This is a genomic window from Hyphomicrobium sp. CS1BSMeth3 (assembly GCF_900117415.1).
Lineage (GTDB): Bacteria > Pseudomonadota > Alphaproteobacteria > Rhizobiales > Hyphomicrobiaceae.
Genome location: NZ_FPEI01000004.1, coordinates 720585 through 735847 on the forward strand (window position 1 = coordinate 720585; position 15263 = coordinate 735847).

Annotated in this window: 12 protein-coding genes; 9 read left to right on the plus strand and 3 right to left on the minus strand. The window is 65.1% G+C overall.

Translation table 11 applies throughout. The annotated features are described in order from the left end of the window. Positions 1 to 13: 13 nt before the first annotated feature. Positions 14 to 904, minus strand: a complete 891-nt coding sequence (gene motA / locus CS1BSM3_RS07655; protein ID WP_072386406.1) for a flagellar motor stator protein MotA — start codon at positions 902 to 904, stop codon at positions 14 to 16. A gap of 180 nt (positions 905 to 1084) precedes the next feature. Between motA and CS1BSM3_RS07660 the strand changes: the two genes are divergently transcribed. From CS1BSM3_RS07660 to CS1BSM3_RS07670, 3 genes are all read left to right on the plus strand, one after another. After that, the gene (locus tag CS1BSM3_RS07660) at positions 1085 to 1861 is read left to right on the plus strand and encodes a DUF1217 domain-containing protein (RefSeq protein WP_072386407.1); all 777 of its coding nucleotides are present in this window, start codon (positions 1085 to 1087) and stop codon (positions 1859 to 1861) included. Between the two features lie 3 nt (positions 1862 to 1864). Then, complete coding sequence (flgF, locus tag CS1BSM3_RS07665) at positions 1865 to 2590, plus strand: flagellar basal-body rod protein FlgF (RefSeq protein WP_072386408.1); 726 nt, start codon at positions 1865 to 1867, stop codon at positions 2588 to 2590. A gap of 70 nt (positions 2591 to 2660) precedes the next feature. Further along, complete coding sequence (locus CS1BSM3_RS07670) at positions 2661 to 4103, plus strand: FliI/YscN family ATPase (RefSeq protein ID WP_072386409.1); 1443 nt, start codon at positions 2661 to 2663, stop codon at positions 4101 to 4103. 15 nt (positions 4104 to 4118) lie between these two features. On the opposite strand, the gene CS1BSM3_RS07675 is transcribed toward CS1BSM3_RS07670, so the two are convergent. Then, on the minus strand, positions 4119 to 4904 hold the full coding sequence (locus CS1BSM3_RS07675; RefSeq protein ID WP_072386410.1) for a GntR family transcriptional regulator: 786 nt from the start codon (positions 4902 to 4904) through the stop codon (positions 4119 to 4121). 516 nt (positions 4905 to 5420) lie between these two features. Between CS1BSM3_RS07675 and CS1BSM3_RS07680 the strand changes: the two genes are divergently transcribed. From CS1BSM3_RS07680 to CS1BSM3_RS07690, 3 genes are all read left to right on the plus strand, one after another. After that, on the plus strand, positions 5421 to 6854 hold the full coding sequence (locus CS1BSM3_RS07680) for an HlyD family secretion protein (RefSeq protein WP_083528416.1): 1434 nt from the start codon (positions 5421 to 5423) through the stop codon (positions 6852 to 6854). A gap of 18 nt (positions 6855 to 6872) precedes the next feature. Continuing rightward, the gene (locus CS1BSM3_RS07685) at positions 6873 to 8825 is read left to right on the plus strand and encodes a glycosyltransferase (RefSeq protein WP_072386411.1); all 1953 of its coding nucleotides are present in this window, start codon (positions 6873 to 6875) and stop codon (positions 8823 to 8825) included. Positions 8826 to 9066: 241 nt separating this feature from the next. Then, positions 9067 to 9678, plus strand: coding sequence for a 3-keto-disaccharide hydrolase (locus CS1BSM3_RS07690; protein ID WP_174263647.1), 612 nt, complete (start codon positions 9067 to 9069; stop codon positions 9676 to 9678). Between the two features lie 51 nt (positions 9679 to 9729). On the opposite strand, the gene CS1BSM3_RS07695 is transcribed toward CS1BSM3_RS07690, so the two are convergent. Beyond that, the gene (locus tag CS1BSM3_RS07695; RefSeq protein WP_072386413.1) at positions 9730 to 10860 is read right to left on the minus strand and encodes a mandelate racemase/muconate lactonizing enzyme family protein; all 1131 of its coding nucleotides are present in this window, start codon (positions 10858 to 10860) and stop codon (positions 9730 to 9732) included. Positions 10861 to 11039: 179 nt separating this feature from the next. On the opposite strand from CS1BSM3_RS07695, the gene CS1BSM3_RS07700 reads away from it, so the two are divergent. The 3 genes from CS1BSM3_RS07700 to CS1BSM3_RS07710 all read left to right on the plus strand — a co-directional run bounded on the left by CS1BSM3_RS07700 (position 11040) and on the right by CS1BSM3_RS07710 (position 15211). Next, positions 11040 to 11312 (plus strand): DUF6455 family protein, encoded by a 273-nt coding sequence (locus tag CS1BSM3_RS07700; RefSeq protein ID WP_072386414.1) that lies wholly within the window; start codon positions 11040 to 11042, stop codon positions 11310 to 11312. Positions 11313 to 11481: 169 nt separating this feature from the next. Further along, positions 11482 to 13560 carry an ABC transporter ATP-binding protein gene (locus tag CS1BSM3_RS07705; RefSeq protein WP_244540448.1) on the plus strand — a complete coding sequence of 693 codons (2079 nt, stop codon included), beginning with the start codon at positions 11482 to 11484 and terminating at the stop codon, positions 13558 to 13560. A gap of 70 nt (positions 13561 to 13630) precedes the next feature. Continuing rightward, complete coding sequence (locus CS1BSM3_RS07710; protein WP_072386415.1) at positions 13631 to 15211, plus strand: ABC transporter substrate-binding protein; 1581 nt, start codon at positions 13631 to 13633, stop codon at positions 15209 to 15211. Positions 15212 to 15263: the final 52 nt, after the last annotated feature.

Sequence of the window (15263 nt, forward strand, 5' to 3'; positions counted from 1 at the left end):
TGCCGCCGGCCCGCTACGCGGCCTTCTTCTCTGCACCGCCAGCCCCGGCATTGCCGGTGGCCAGCGTTGCATTCTCGAGTTCGTCGACCGACGGACGGTCCGCGGCGGAGATGGCTTTGCGCCCGTGCTCCACCGCGATCTGCGGCATGGCACCGTTCATGAGCGCGAGCAGTGTCTGCTTGATCACGATGTACTGGCGCATCTGCTTCTCGCGTACGATCTTGACCTGCGTCGCGATCGGCGTGACGACGGCATAGGAAAAGAAGATACCTGCGAAAGTACCGACGAGAGCGGCGCCGATGTAGGCACCGAGCACCTCGGGCGGCTGATCGAGCGCGCTCATGGCCTTGATGACGCCGAGCACGGCCGCCACGATGCCGAGCGCCGGAAGCCCCTCCGACATGGCGACGAGCGAGTGATAGCACTTGAGCTTGTCGCCGCGCATCGTGGCGATCTCTTCGTCCATCAGCGCCTCGATTTCATGGGTGCGTGCATTGCCCATGAGGATGAGGCGGAAGTAGTCACAGACGAACGTCAGCATCTTCTCGTCGTTCAGCACCTTCGGATAGGCCGCGAAGATCGCCGACTCGGAAGGGTTGTCGATGTGCTTCTCGACCTCGGCGCGCGACTTCGACTTCAGCTCGCGAATCAGACTGAAGAGGCACGTGAGGATGACGAGATAGTCCTCCTTCTTGGGGATCGTATTCTTCATGGCCTCCATGACGCCGGCGCCGCTGTCCTTGATCGTCTTCATCGGATTGGCGACGATAAAGGTGCCGACCGAGGCACCGAGGATGATCACGTACTCCCACGGCTGCCAGATGACGGAGATCTTGCCGCCCATGGCCGCAAAGCCGCCGAACATGCACACGAGCGTAACGACTAGGCCAAGCGGTATTGTCATTCGCGTTCTGCGCTCACGGATCGGTTCAGATTGACGTCCGACGATGCGGCCAATGCCTTGCGCGAGGCTGTAGCAGCCGCTGCGGGAGCGCGATGAGCCGTTCCGAGACGATCACGCCAGCTTCGTGCAAGTCCCGCGTGCGCTTCTTGAGGCTCGCCCGCTTCGCGAGGATGGCCAGGAATGCTCAGCACACCGCTCGGTTACAAGCTCATTGCCTCGGATTTGACCGCTGCGATCAAGCGCACCGCCGATCAGCCCATCGTCAAGCGCGAGACCGAGTATTATCTGGCCACGATCCCGACCATCAAAACGGTCGACGATTTCATCAAGAACGATCGCGTGTTCAAGTACGCGATGAAGGCCTTCGGCCTCGAGGACATGGACTACGCCAAGGCTTTCATGCGCAAGGTCCTTGCCGAGGGCATCGACGATAGCAAGAGCTTCGCCAACAAGCTCAGCGACCGGAAGTACTACGAGTTCGCCGAGACCTTCAATTTTGCCCGCTACGAAGGCGCCGCTACCATCTTCGAGCGCGCCCGCCAGGGCACCGTCGACCGCTACCTCCGCCAGTCGCTCGAGATCGATGCCGGCCAGACGAACGAAGGCGTCCGGCTCGCGCTCTACTTCCAGCGCAAGGCGGCGAGCGTCGAGACCCCCTTCCACCTGATGGCCGACCGCGCGCTCCTCAAGGTCACGCAGATCGCACTCGGCATTCCAGAGGCAGCCGGCACGATGGACATCGATCGGCAGGCCGATCTGATCTCCAAGAAGCTCGACGTCGCCGACCTCAAGGAACCCGAGAAGCTCGAGAAGTTCCTCCAGCGCTTCACCGCGCTCTGGGAGATCGACAATCCCTCGACACCGCCACTGGCCGGCGTCACCCAGCTCTTCGAGAGCTACGACGCCAACATCAGCTACGACCTGCTCAGTCAAATGCAGCGCGTCAGGAAGGTGTGAGACATGGAACCCAGTATCTATGTAGCGACCTCCGGCCAGCTTGCGCTGCAGCGGCGCCTCGACACCATCGCCAATAACGTCGCCAACAGCACGACGCCCGGCTTTCGTGCCGAGAACGTCACCTTCCAGACCGTTCTGTCGCAGACCTCGCGCTCGTCGGTCGCCTATTCGGGCACGGGCGAGAGCACGTTCTCGCGCACGACCGGCCCGATCGTGCAGACGGGCAATCCGCTCGACGTCGCCATTCAGGGCGATGCCTTCCTGAGCATCAACAGCGCGAACGGCCCGGTCTACACGCGTGATGGCAGGATGCGCATTGCGATAACCGGCGATCTCGAAAACATGAGCGGGCAGCAGGTCCTGGATCAGTCCGGCAGCCCGATCCAGATCAACCCCAATCGTGGCCCGGTCCAGATCTCGCGCGACGGCACCATCAGCCAGAACGGCCAGCGCGTCGGCCGGCTCGGCATCTTCCAGATCCCGCCCGCCGCCAAGCTCGTCCGGCACGAGGGCGCGGCTGTCGTCCCCGACCTGCCGGCCCAGCCCGTCATCGACTTCGTGAGAAACGGACTCGCGCAAGGCTACATCGAGAAGGCCAACGTCAATCCCGTCATGGAGATGACGCGCCTCATTTCCGTGACACGCGCCTTCGAGGCCATGTCGGCTGCGGGCGAGCAGTCCGACCGCAAGTTGACCGACGCCATCAAGGCGCTCGGCAGCGGACGCTAGCCTCCCTCTCCCCGTTCTTACGGGTAGTGGGTGAAGTACTTCGAGCACGACCATCCGAAGGCGCACGAGCATGGCCGCATCCGAGATCAGCAATCCCGCGCCGCTTCCGCCTTCCTCGGCCAAGCACGGCGATCCGCTCGAGCAGCTCGCCCGCCTTTTCGCGGGCCATCCCGGCGGACCACCGCTGGTACGCTACGGGGGACGCGTCGCGGAGGTAGCGCCGAGCCACGTGCTCGTGCGCGGCATCGAGCGCCGGGTCGAGCTCGGCACGTCGGTCGAAGTCGAAGGCGGCGGCGCGCGCTGGCTCGGCGAAGTGATCGGCATCGAGGCCGACTGCGCCAACGTGAAGCTCTTCTCTTCCTCCCCGCGCCTCGGCCTCGGCGCGCCGGTCTGGGTGCGCGACAGCCTCGAGATCTGCCCTGATGCGAGCTGGCTCGGCCGCGTGATCAACGCACTCGGCCAGCCGATCGACAACCAGGGTCCGCTGACGAGCGGCTCGCTCCCCTACTCCCTCGATCACGAGCCCATTCCGCCCATGGCGCTCGACCGCATTCGCCGGCCGATCATCACGGGCGTGAAGGCCATCGACCTTTTCACGCCGATCTGCGCCGGCCAGCGCATCGGCATCTTCGCCGGCTCCGGCGTCGGCAAGTCCACTCTCGTCTCGATGCTCGCGCGCACGAACGGCTTTAACACGATCGTCATCGCGCTGGTCGCCGAGCGCGGCCGCGAGGTGCGCGAGTTCCTCGAGGACGTCGTGAAGCCGCACGCACCCCGCGCCGTCACCGTCGTCGCGTCGAGCTCCGAAGGCGCCATGATGCGCAAGAACGCGGCCAAGACTGCCATGGCGGTTGCCGAATACTTCCGCGACCGCGGCGACAACGTCCTCCTCGTCGTCGACTCGATAACGCGCTTTGCCCACGCCCTGCGCGAGGTTGCGCTCGCGGCCGGCGAGCCGCCCGTCGCGCGTGGCTATGCGCCTTCGGTCTTCGCCGAGCTGCCGCGCCTCCTCGAGCGGGCAGGTCCCGGCAAACCGGGCTCGGGCTCCATCACGGGCGTGTTCTCGGTGCTGCTCGACGGCGAAGACTCCAACGAGCCCGTCGCGGATACCGTCCGCGGCATTCTGGACGGACACATCGTGCTCGACCGCGCGATCGCCGACCAGGGACGCTATCCGGCCATCAACCCGCTCACCTCGATCTCGCGTCTTGCGCCGCTCGCCTGGAGCAAGGAGGAAGCCGAGCTGGTCCGGCGCCTGAGGACGATCGTCGCGCGCTACGAGGAAACGCGCGACCTGCGCGCAGTCGGCGCCTACAAGGCCGAAGCCGACTTCGAGCTCGACCAGGCTGTCCTGCTCACGCCCATACTCTACCGCTTTCTCACGCAGCTCCCTGATGACCCGGCCTGTCCCGGCGTCTTCAGCGAGCTTGCCGCCGTCCTCTCCGAAATGCGCAACGGTGGACAGGCAAGAGAAGCTGCAGGCACGCAGGTCGCCACGCGAGCGCCGGCCTGAGGCTGAGGCTGCTGCTTACTGGCTTGCCATCACCGCGAGATCATCATCGAAGGCGATGAGCTGCTCGGAAATCTCGAGCGGCGTGTCCTTGGCATCGAAGGCCGTGCGCACGCAGCGCATGACTGTGACTTCGCGGCCTGCCCTGAGCTCGGCACCACGCGCATCGCTCTCCGCGAGCGGCCGCATCGTCCAAGCCGTACGATCCACGGCAGCGTGGTACTTCTCAGCATAGACGGGAAAGAGCGCCTCGGTCGAGGGATCGATCTCGAACTGGAGATTGGGGAAGCGGGCCGCATCCACGCTGATCGTCTCGGCGACGATGAGCCTGCCCTCGCTCCGCCACTCGCGGCGGAGCCTGAGCGCGCGCGGCACGATCGAGGCCGGCCTCAACATCCGCAGCGCCGAGACCTCTCCCGCCGTGGCCACCACGTAGTCCGTCGCGATCAGGGCAATGTCCAGCTCGATGGGCTCACCGTTCGCGCGGCAGAGGCGCAGCCCCGCTTCCGTGCGCCAGGCGCCGCCATGCTTGACGAACGTCCCGCGTCCGCGCTCGCGCACCAGGATGCGGTCCCGCGCGAGTTGGTCCAGCGCCTTGCGGACCGTCCCGATGCTGACGCCGAACGCGCTCGCGAGTTGTACTTCCGGCGGGATCGGCGTGCCGGCCGGCCAATCGCCTCTCTCGATCCTGCAGAGGATCAGTCCGCGCACCTGCTCGTGCAGCGGCCCCGAGAAATTATGCAGCTCGAACAGCCCGGCGCGCACCTCTTGTGCCGCTGCGCCGAAGCGACCACGGTTCGACATCGAATTTTCCAGCCCCGCATCGTCCTCCGCACATCGCGGCGCACCACACCACAACTAGCGCGCACCAGCCCCGGTGCGACGGCAATGCATGGCAATGGATTGGAACGCCGACGAGATGCGGCGGCACAAACATGGCGACAACGCCGAATCTCTCTGCCGACAACGATAGGTTGATTCCGCGACGGAGAAACTTCGTTCATTCCTCCGAAACTGGCGAAGCTTCAGTTACGCGGCTTTTCTGCAACAATTCTTCGTCCACGGATCGCAAAATGTACCCGTCTGATATTCCTACATCTTTTTGTGCGCGAGCCAGAATACCACACGCGCAATAATTGCATCTTTGCATTACACAATCCTAGATTGTACTCATCTCGAATTTCTCTCGCTCATGCCCTCGCAAAAGCCGCTCCGGTTAACGCTAAAGCAAATCTCGAAACCTACGATTGCATATCGGCCGGCAGATCGGGCCGTACCCGCCGGGCATCATCGGAATTCTTAAGGGCCTTGGAGCTCAAAATGAGTCGTTCATCGAGTTTGCCGACGCACGAGCGCCACGAGGATAACATCGCCTCCGTTCGGCCGGCGCGAGACACGTCCGCGCCCGCGTCCGCAAAAGCCGACGCGCCGGCATCGGGCCAGCCGCTCGCGGACCTCGATGCACTCGGCCGCCTCGCAGCCCTCGATAAAGCGTTCGCATCCCCGCAGCCGACCGATCCAGCGCCCGAAGCCAAGCCGGAACCGAGCAGCGCCAAGGCGCCCGCGCCGAAGAAGGGGCGGCCGCAGCTCCGCGCCATCGACCGGCGCATCCTGAAAACGATTGCCGGTGTCGTCCTCGTCGCGGTCGCGGGCTGGATGCCCCTCCAAACGCTCATGCAGACGACCAGCACCGAGGCGATCATCAACGCCCGCCTCATCACGCTGCGCGCGCCTATCGAAGGCCAGATCGCCTGGGTCGGCAACGTCGCCGTCGGCACGGAGCTCAAGCCCGGCGCCGAAGTGCTGAGCATCGTCAATCCGCGCGCCGAGCGCGGCAGGCTCGACTCCGTCGCCCAGCTCGTCGGCGAGCTCGAAGGTGAGATCAAGGCGCTCGGCGGCCGCCGCGACGGCCTGCAGACGCTGCACGACGAGCACACGGCCAATGCCGAGGCCTTCCGGGCCGGGCGCATTGCTCAGCTCGAGTCGCGCATGGCCGAAACACGCAGCGAGATCTCCGCCTCGACCGCCCGGCACGAGGAGGCCCAGCAGGCGCTGGAGCGCGCGCAGGCTCTTGCCGACGCAGGCACCGGCACTGTCGTCACCCTCGAGCGCGCCCGGCGCGATGCGACGGTCGCCGCGCAGTCCCTCGAAGCCCTCGGCCATCGCCGCAACACCCTCGACGTCGAGCTCTCCGCGCTGCGCCGCGGCGTCTACGTCGGTGACAGCTACAACGACCGCCCGCAGTCCCTCCAGCGCGCCGACGAGATCACGCTCCGCCTGAAGGAGATCACGGCCGACGTCGCCCAGCGCGAGGCGCGCCTCGCCAATCTGCGCACCGAGCTTGCCGCCGAGAACATGCGCTATGCCCAGCGTTCGGCTGCCGGGCTCGTCGCGCCAGTCAGCGGCAGCATCTGGGAGGTCATGACGGCGCCCGGCGAGTCGGTCGTGCGCGGCCAGGATCTCGCGCGCCTCCTCGACTGCTCCGGCCTGGTCGTGACCGCAACCGTCGGCGAAGCGGCCTACAACAAGCTCCGCGTCGGCGAGCCGGCCCGCTTCCGCTTTCGCGGCGAGAGCACCGACTACGAGGGCCGCATCGTCAGCCTCACCGGCGTCGCAACCGCACCAGCCAATCTCGCCATTCAGCCGGCGGCGCTCGCCAAGGAGCCCTACCGCGTGACCGTATCGCTCCCCGCGATGACCACCACCGGCCGGTGCAGCGTCGGGCGCACGGGCCGCGTCACCTTCGGCAGTTGATCCTCTGAGGCTCCTGCCATGCTGCTCTTCGAGGCTCTAGCGCCCGGCTTTCTCGTCCTGGGCTTTGCCTGGACGGTCCTGCCTTGGCTCAAGGCCGAGGACGAGCGCGCCCGCGCGGCCATGGTCGCGGTCATGCTGGTGCTCATGTGGCGCTACATGGCCTGGCGCTGGATCGTGACGCTGCCTCCCATCGGCCTCAGCGTCGACTTCCTCGTCGGGCTCATCTTCGTCACGGTCGAGACCCTCGTCGTCATGGGCGCCACGATCAGCCTCTCATTCCTCGTCCGTCTCACCAACCGCTCGCCGGATGCCGATCGCAACGAGCCTTGGCTCATGACCCAGCCGCGCCTGCCGCTCGTCGATGTCTTCATCTGCACCTATAACGAGGAAGAGGCCATCCTCGAGCGCACGATCGTCGGCGCGCTCGCGCTCGACTATCCGCGCTATCGCGTGTGGGTCCTCGACGACGGCCGCCGCCCCTGGCTCGAGGCGCTTACTGCCCGCCTCGGCGCGAACTATCTGACGCGCCCCGACAACGCCCACGCCAAGGCCGGCAACATCAACAACGGGCTGCGCCACGTCGCAACCCTGCCCGAGCGGCCCGACTTCATCAGCATCCTCGATGCCGACTTCGTGCCGGCACCGCATTTCCTGCGCCGCGCGCTGAGCCTCTTCCGCGAGGAGGACGTCGGCATCGTCCAGACGCCGCAGCACTTCATCAATCCAGACCCGCTGCAGAGCAATCTCTCGCTCGCCCGCGTGTGGCCGGACGAGCAACGCTACTTCTTCGATGTGGTCATGGCGGCGAAGGATGCCTGGGGCGCCTCCTTCTGCTGCGGCACGTCCTCGGTCATCCGCTTCCCGATCCTCCAGCAGATCGGCGGCTTCCCGACGGAATCCGTGACCGAGGACTACCTCGTCACGCTGAAAATGAAGGTCGCGGGCTACCGCACGGTCTATCTCAATGAGCGCCTTTCGCTCGGCCTCGCACCCGAAGGCCTCAAGGAGTACGTGACGCAAAGGAGCCGCTGGGCGCTCGGCTTCGTGCAGATCTGCCGCGGCGCGCTCGGCCCGCTCCGCCCGAAGAATGGCCTCACGCTCATCGACCGCATCAGCCTCACGGAGACGTTCCTCTACTGGTCGGCCGGCCACACCTTCCGCCTGTTCGGCATCGTCATCCCGATCCTCTATCTGATCTTCAACGTGCACGCCGTGCAGGCCGATGTGATGGACACGCTCGGCTACTACCTCCCCTACTTCATCTCGCAGATCACCATCATGGGCTGGATGGCGCGCGGGCGCGTCATGCCCATCATGTCGGACGTGACGCAGCTCCTCGCCGCCTCGCAGATCAGTCGCGCGGTGGTCCATGGCATCATCAAGCCCAAGGGGCACAAGTTCCAAGTGACGGCCAAAGGCGGCGACCGCAGCAAGCGCTTCATCCAATGGCCGCTCATGCGCATTTTCCTGATCTATCTTGCACTGACCATCGGCGGGCTCGTGTGGGCCTTTGTGTTCGAGGATGGCAGCAAGCTGCGCGACTCCGCCGCCCTCTGCCTCTTCTGGAGCTGGTACAATATCGTCGTGCTCACCATCGCCTGCATGGTGTGCATCGAGCAGCCGCGTCTGCGCGCCTCCGAGCGCCTCAACGCACGCGGCATGGCGCTCGTTGAGGTCGATGGCGACATCTCCGAAGCGCGCGTCCTCGATGTATCCCTCGGCGGCGCCCGGCTCGCCGGCGCATCGCCGGCATTTCAGGGCAAGAGCGTGACGCTCGTTCTCGACGGCTTGAGCATAAGAGGCACCGTCCTGCGTGTCGCCTCGCAAGAGTTCGTCGTGCGCTTCGAGGAAACGGCCGAGACAAAAGCCAAGCTCATCCGCTTCATTTATTCGGGCCGCTTCTCAGCCGACGTACCGCGCATCATCCCCGCGCGCGTCGCAGCCGCAACGCTCGGCCGCGTGATGCGCTGAGCGCGTCCTGCACTGCAACAGCCGACAATCACGCGCAGGTGATCGACGCGCCGCGCGTCCCAGCTTTTCGACCTTCCGGAAAGTCCTTACGATCCGATCGCGGACCACGCGCGCCGTCGGTCGAAGCACTTCTACAAATCAGAAAGGAGCGAGCTGGCAAGCGGCACGGAAGGGTTCGCGAAACGAGAGACGTCAAAGTCCACGAACAAACGTTCGCATTCGCATACCGGGAGGAAGCACCGTGACACGTTCATTTTTGCGAGCCCCGCTCTTCGGGCTCATTGCCTTCGCATTTGCAGCCGTCCACCTGCCATCACCCGCCTGGAGCCAAACTGGCGAAGGATGGATCCAGCTCTTCGACGGAAAGAACCTGGGCGACTGGAACAAGGTCGGCGAAACCAACTGGCGCGTCGAGGATGGCGCCATCGTCGCCGACAAGGTGACGAGCAAGACCGCTGCGCATCTCGTCAGCAAGGACAAGTACAAGGACTTCATGGTCTACGTGGAGTTCTGGGCCAGTGACGACGCCAACAGCGGCATCTTCCTGCGCTGCCAGGACCCGACCACGATCACGGATCGCAACTGCTACGAGGTCAATATCTTCGACCAGCGCAAGGATCCGACCTACGGGACCGGCGGCATCGTGAACTTCACCGAGGTCAATCCGATGCCCAAAGCCGGCGGCAAATGGAACACCTTCGAGATCACGGCCAAGGGACGCCAGATCACCGTCATGCTCAACGGGCAGAAGACCGCCGAGCTGCACAATGGCCTGTTCATCGAGGGCTATCTCACGCTGCAGCACGGCTCTGGCGTGATCAAGTTCCGCAAAGTAGCGATCAAGCCGCTCTGACGCATTCGCACGCGCAATCGCCGGCGCGAGCACCCGCTCGCGCCGGCATATTCATGCCACGCGGAACCGCGCGATCGTCTCGCGATCAATCTCGATGCCGAGCCCCGGCCCCGTCGGGATTTCGACGCGACCGTTCTCATGCTCGATCGGCGTCTTCAGCACGGCCTGGCGGAAGGGATGCTCCGAACGGTCGAACTCGAGGATGGGCGGGCGCGGCGTGTGGCGCGGCGGCACATCCGGCAGCGCGGCGAGAAGTTGCAGCGACGCCGCGAGCCCGATACCCGTCCCCCACACGTGCGGCACGTACCGCACGCCGAAGGCCGCTGCCATGTCGGCGATCTTCTTGCACTCGGAGAGCCCGCCCGCCGCGCACGTATCCGGCTGGACGATGTCGATCGCCCTGCGCATGAACACCTCGCGGAAGCCCCAGCGCGTGAACTCGCACTCCCCGCCCGCAACCGGGATCGGCTGGCCGCGGCGCACCTCGACATAGCTGTCGAGATCATCCGGCACGACCGGCTCCTCGAACCAGCCGATGTCGAGATCGGCAACCGCGCGGCCGAGCGCAATGGCCTCCAGCGCATCGAAGCCATGGTTCGCATCGAGCATAAGACCGATCTTCGGCCCGACCGCCTTGCGCACGGCGCGAATGAGCGCAGCATCCTCCTCGACGCCGAAGCCGATCTTGAGCTTGACCGCCTTGAAGCCCTCGCGGACATAGCCCTTCACCTCCTCGACCACATAGTCGAGCGGATCGCCCTTGCTAAGCCGGTAGGTCCCCGTCGCATAGGCATCGACGGACGTCCGGTTCGCGCCGCCGAGCAGCATCGAGGCCGGCACATTGAAGTGGCGCCCCTTGAGATCGAAGAGCGCGATGTCGATGCCGCTGATCGCCGAAATCACCACGCCCTTCTGACCGTAGTCGCGGAAGTGGTTGTAGAGATCCATCCAGATGACATCGGTCGCGCGTGGATCGCGGCCGATCAGGCGGCCCTTCAGCGCCTCGATGACCGCCGCGTTGATGCGCGCGGGTCCATAGCACTCGCCCCAGCCGGTCGTCCCCGTGTCCGACGTGATCTCGACAAGGCAGCTCGCGCGAACAGCCGTCGAGGAGAATGACCACCCGAAGGGCTCGGAAAGCGGCGCTTCGAGTACATGCGTGCGGACTTCGGTAATCTTCACGAAACGACCTCCCGGCAAAATGTCGCGCTTGGCGCGCTTCGGCGCGGACTAGATTAGACGTCATGCGCGCCGACGCCGCAACGGATGGCGTTGCAGCATTGACGAGGATCAAAGACGCACACGTTGTTCACGCTGCGTCTTGCAGAATGTGCAATCCTTTCTCTCGAAGGAGGCTCGACATGGACTGGCCGATGTATCGCCGTGTCGAACGCCAAGCCGTACGCATGCACGAAATGATGGACCGGCTCGGCGTGGACCCGATCGCCTTTGCACGCCTGCGACAGGGCGAGACCTATGCGGAGGCACGCGCCAACTGCCTCTTCTGCGTGAACGCGGACGCATGTCTCCGCTGGCTCGAAAACGAAACGATCCCTCAGGAAGCGCCGACTTTCTGCGCGAACTTCAAATTGTTCGAGACCTGCCCGAAGCGGTGCACCACCCCGCAATCGTGAGCACATCGCCTGCATCCACCGACGGCAGAGCTTGGTGCAGTGCAAAAGAAGTCGTACGCAAATCGTACGCAGAGAGGCCTTGAACACCCTCGGGCGATCGCGGACAATAGTCCGGACTTAGTCATGGCTGCGCCGGCACGCGCCAGCCCTGGATAGGCTTGGGGGCCACGTGCAGGACGAAGTCGCAAAGACCGCAGGCGTTGGCCCCGGGGCAGAGGTGGCTCCGCAACGCCACGGCAGCTCGGGCAGCCCCGTCCTCTCCATCGAGAACCTCCACGTTCACTTCGTCACCGAGAACGGAACCGTTCGCGCCGTCGAAGGCCTGAGCTACGCCGTCGCGCCCGGCGAGATCGTCGCCATCGTCGGTGAGTCCGGCTCGGGCAAGTCCGTCTCCGCGCTCGCCGTGATGCAGCTTCTGCCGCCGAACACGGCCCGCATCGTCGACGGCTCCGTCCGCTTCGAGGGCCGCGAGCTTCTCAATCTCGACGAGGAGGAAATGCGCCGCATTCGCGGGCGCGAGATCTCCATGATCTTCCAGGAGCCCATGACCTCGCTCAATCCGGTGCTCACCATCGGATTGCAGATCATGGAGCCGCTCCTCATGCACCTCGAGATGAGCGATGAGGAGGCCAAGGCCCGCGCCATCGAGCTTCTGACGCTCGTCGGCATCACCGACCCCGAGAGCCGGCTCGAGCAGTATCCGCACCAGCTTTCGGGCGGCATGCGCCAGCGCGTGATGATCGCGATCGGCCTCGCCTGCAATCCCAAGCTCCTCATTGCCGACGAGCCGACGACGGCGCTCGACGTCACCATCCAGGCGCAGATCCTCGAGCTGATGAAGGATCTCTCGCGGCGCCTCGGCATCGCCGTCATCATCATCACGCACAACCTCGGCATCGTCGCGCGCTACGCCGACCGCGTGAACGTCATGTACGCCGCCCGGCTGATCGAAACCGGCCCCGCCGAGGCCGTCTTCGGCCATCCCATCCACCCCTATGCACGCGGGCTGCTCGCCGCCGTGCCGCGCCTCGATCGCGGCCGCGCGAGCCAGCTCACTACTATCGAGGGCGCGCCGCCGAACTTGCTCGATCCACCCGAGGGCTGCCGCTTCCGGCCGCGCTGCCGCTACGGAATCGACAAATGCGCCCACGTGCCCGCGCTCGCGGAGATAGAGCGCGGGCATTTCGCGGCCTGTCATCGCGCCGGCGAGATCGATGCGCTCGAAAAGGCCTCGCAGAAGGCCGATGCCGGCGAGCTGCAGACCGGCGCCGCTGAAAAGGGCGATCCGATCCTGCGCATCAACCACACATTGAAATTCTTCCCCGTCGGCGGCGGCTTCCTGCGCGGGCCGGCACGCCAGGTCAAAGCCGTCAACGACGTCTCGCTGCACATCATGCCGGGCGAGACGCTCGGCCTCGTCGGCGAGTCCGGCTGCGGCAAGTCCACGCTCGGCCGCCTCGTGCTCCGCCTCGACGATCCGACCGGCGGCGAGATCCTGTTCGCCGGCACGGACCTCGCCGCGCTCTCGCGCGCCGAGATGACGGGCGTACGCAAGAAGATGCAGGTGATCTTCCAGGATCCCTACTCCTCGCTCAATCCGCGCATGACCGTCGGGCAGATCATCGGCGAGCCGATGCGCGTCCACGACATCGTGCCGAAGGCCAAGGTTCCCGATCGTATTGCCGAGTTGCTGCAGCTCGTCGGGCTTTTCCCCTACATGGCGCTGCGCTATCCGCACGAGCTTTCCGGCGGCCAGCGCCAGCGCGTCGGCATTGCGCGGGCGCTCGCCGTCGAGCCCGATGTGATCGTGTGCGACGAGGCCGTCTCCGCGCTCGACGTTTCGATCCAGGGCCAGGTGATCAACCTGCTCGAGCATCTCCAGCGCAAGCTCGGCCTCACCTATCTCTTCATTGCCCACGATCTCGCGGTCGTGCGGCATATCTCGAGCCGCGTCGCGGTCATGTATCTCGGCCGGATCGTCGAGCAGGCATCGTCCGACGAGCTGTTCGCCAATCCGAAGCACCCCTACACACAAGCGCTGCTCGCTGCGGCCCCCGTTCCCGATCCTGTCATCGAACGGACCCGCCCGCGCACCATCATCACGGGCGAGTTGCCGAGCCCGCTCAATCCGCCTCCGGGCTGCGTCTTTCATCCGCGCTGCCCGAAGGCCACTGCCGAATGCAAGAAGGCCGTCCCCGATACGCGCGAGCTCGTCAGCGGACACACGGTCGCCTGCATTCACGCCTGACCGGCACCCAGAACGACGCAAAACAATAAGCGTCGCAATTCGCGAATGAACGAAGTGGAGGAAACTGAAGATGAGACGCACGACAAGTATCGCCTTGGCGTTGACCGCCGCGGCGCTGGTGGCCGCTCCGGCGGCTGCCCAAACTCCCAAGAAGGGCGGCATTCTGAAGTTCGCCTCGGTCGCCGAGCCGCCGACCACGGACTGCCACGGCACGACGACCTTCGCCATGATCCATCCGGTCGTGCCGCAGTACTCGACGCTGCTCAAGCTCGTCGGCCCGCACGACAAGACGCGGACCGAAGGCGACCTCGCGGAGTCGTGGGAGATCTCGCCGGACGGCCTGACCTATACCTTCAAGCTGCGCCGCGGCGTGAAGTGGCACGACGGCTCGCCGTTCTCGTCCGCCGACATCAAGGCGACCTACGAGCGCATCGTGAACCCGCCGGAGGGCGTCGTCTCCTCGCGCAAGGCCGTCCATCAGGACATCCAGCAGATCACGACGCCCGATGACTACACGGTGGTCTTCAAGCTGAAGCAGCCGAACGCATCGATGATCCTGCACTTCGCCTCGCCCTTCAACTGCGTCTACAATGCCGCCAAGCTCGCCAAGGATCCCACCTATCCCTCCAAGGAGGTCATGGGCACGGGCGCCTTCAAGTTCGTCGAGTACGTGAAGGGCTCGCACTGGGTCGCAACGCGCTTCGAGGACTACTGGGACAAGCCGCGGCCCTATCTCGACGGCTATCGTCTCTTCTTCGTGCGCGGCACCGCGGTCGTCGCAGGCATGCAGGGTGGCCAGTTCGATGCCGAGTTCCGCGGCCGCACCCCGCAGGAGCGCGACCAGCTCGTCGCCGCCATGAAGGACAAGGTCACGGTGCTGGAAGGGCCGTGGACCACCAACATCCTGCTCTCCTTCAACACCGAGAAGAAGCCCTTCGACGACGTCCGCGTGCGCCAGGCCTTGACCATGGCCATCGATCGCTGGGGCGGCTCGGAAAGCCTCGGCAAGGTCTCGCTGATCAAGGGCGTGAGCGGCGTCTTCCGTCCGGGCTCTCCCTACTCCATCTCCGACGAGGAGCTGAAGAAGATCCCGGGCTTCTGGCCGGACATCAACAAGTCGCGCGAGGAAGCCAAGCGCCTGCTGAAGGAAGCGGGCGTCAGCAACCTCAAAGTCAAGCTGCTCAACCGCACGATCGCGCAGCCCTTCACGCCGGCCGGCATCTTCGCCATCGACCAGTGGCGGCGCATCGGCGTCGAGACCGAGCACGTGCAGGTCGAGACCAAGCTCTGGTACGACGGCATGGAGAGCGGCAACTTCGATGTGTGCGTGCAGAACATCTCGGACTTCACCGATGACCCGAATGCCCAGTTCAACACGCTGCTGAGCAAGAAGGTCTCGGCGATCGCCTACTCGCGGCACACCGATAGCAAGATCGACGACATGTACACCCTGCAGTCGGGCACGGTCGATCCGACGGCCCGCTTGAAGATCGTGAACGATCTCGAGAAGTACGTCCTGACGCAGGCCTACAACATTCCCCTGCTCTGGTATCAGCGGATCGTCGTCAACAATGCGAAGATAAAGGGCTGGGATCTGACGCCCAGCCACTTCACCGGCCAGCAGCTCACGCACGTCTGGCTCGACGAGTAGGCCGCAAGAGCGGCGACCATTTTTCCCCTCTCCCCGTGCTTACGGGGAGAGG

What these genes read in the sequence shown, in the direction of transcription:
- motA (WP_072386406.1), bottom strand. Translation starts at nt 904, where the DNA reads ATGACAATACCGCTTGGCCTAGTCGTTACGCTCGTGTGCATGTTCGGC.
- CS1BSM3_RS07660 (WP_072386407.1), top strand. Translation starts at nt 1,085, where the DNA reads ATGCTCAGCACACCGCTCGGTTACAAGCTCATTGCCTCGGATTTGACC.
- flgF (WP_072386408.1), top strand. Translation starts at nt 1,865, where the DNA reads ATGGAACCCAGTATCTATGTAGCGACCTCCGGCCAGCTTGCGCTGCAG.
- CS1BSM3_RS07670 (WP_072386409.1), top strand. Translation starts at nt 2,661, where the DNA reads ATGGCCGCATCCGAGATCAGCAATCCCGCGCCGCTTCCGCCTTCCTCG.
- CS1BSM3_RS07675 (WP_072386410.1), bottom strand. Translation starts at nt 4,904, where the DNA reads ATGTCGAACCGTGGTCGCTTCGGCGCAGCGGCACAAGAGGTGCGCGCC.
- CS1BSM3_RS07680 (WP_083528416.1), top strand. Translation starts at nt 5,421, where the DNA reads ATGAGTCGTTCATCGAGTTTGCCGACGCACGAGCGCCACGAGGATAAC.
- CS1BSM3_RS07685 (WP_072386411.1), top strand. Translation starts at nt 6,873, where the DNA reads ATGCTGCTCTTCGAGGCTCTAGCGCCCGGCTTTCTCGTCCTGGGCTTT.
- CS1BSM3_RS07700 (WP_072386414.1), top strand. Translation starts at nt 11,040, where the DNA reads ATGGACTGGCCGATGTATCGCCGTGTCGAACGCCAAGCCGTACGCATG.
- CS1BSM3_RS07710 (WP_072386415.1), top strand. Translation starts at nt 13,631, where the DNA reads ATGAGACGCACGACAAGTATCGCCTTGGCGTTGACCGCCGCGGCGCTG.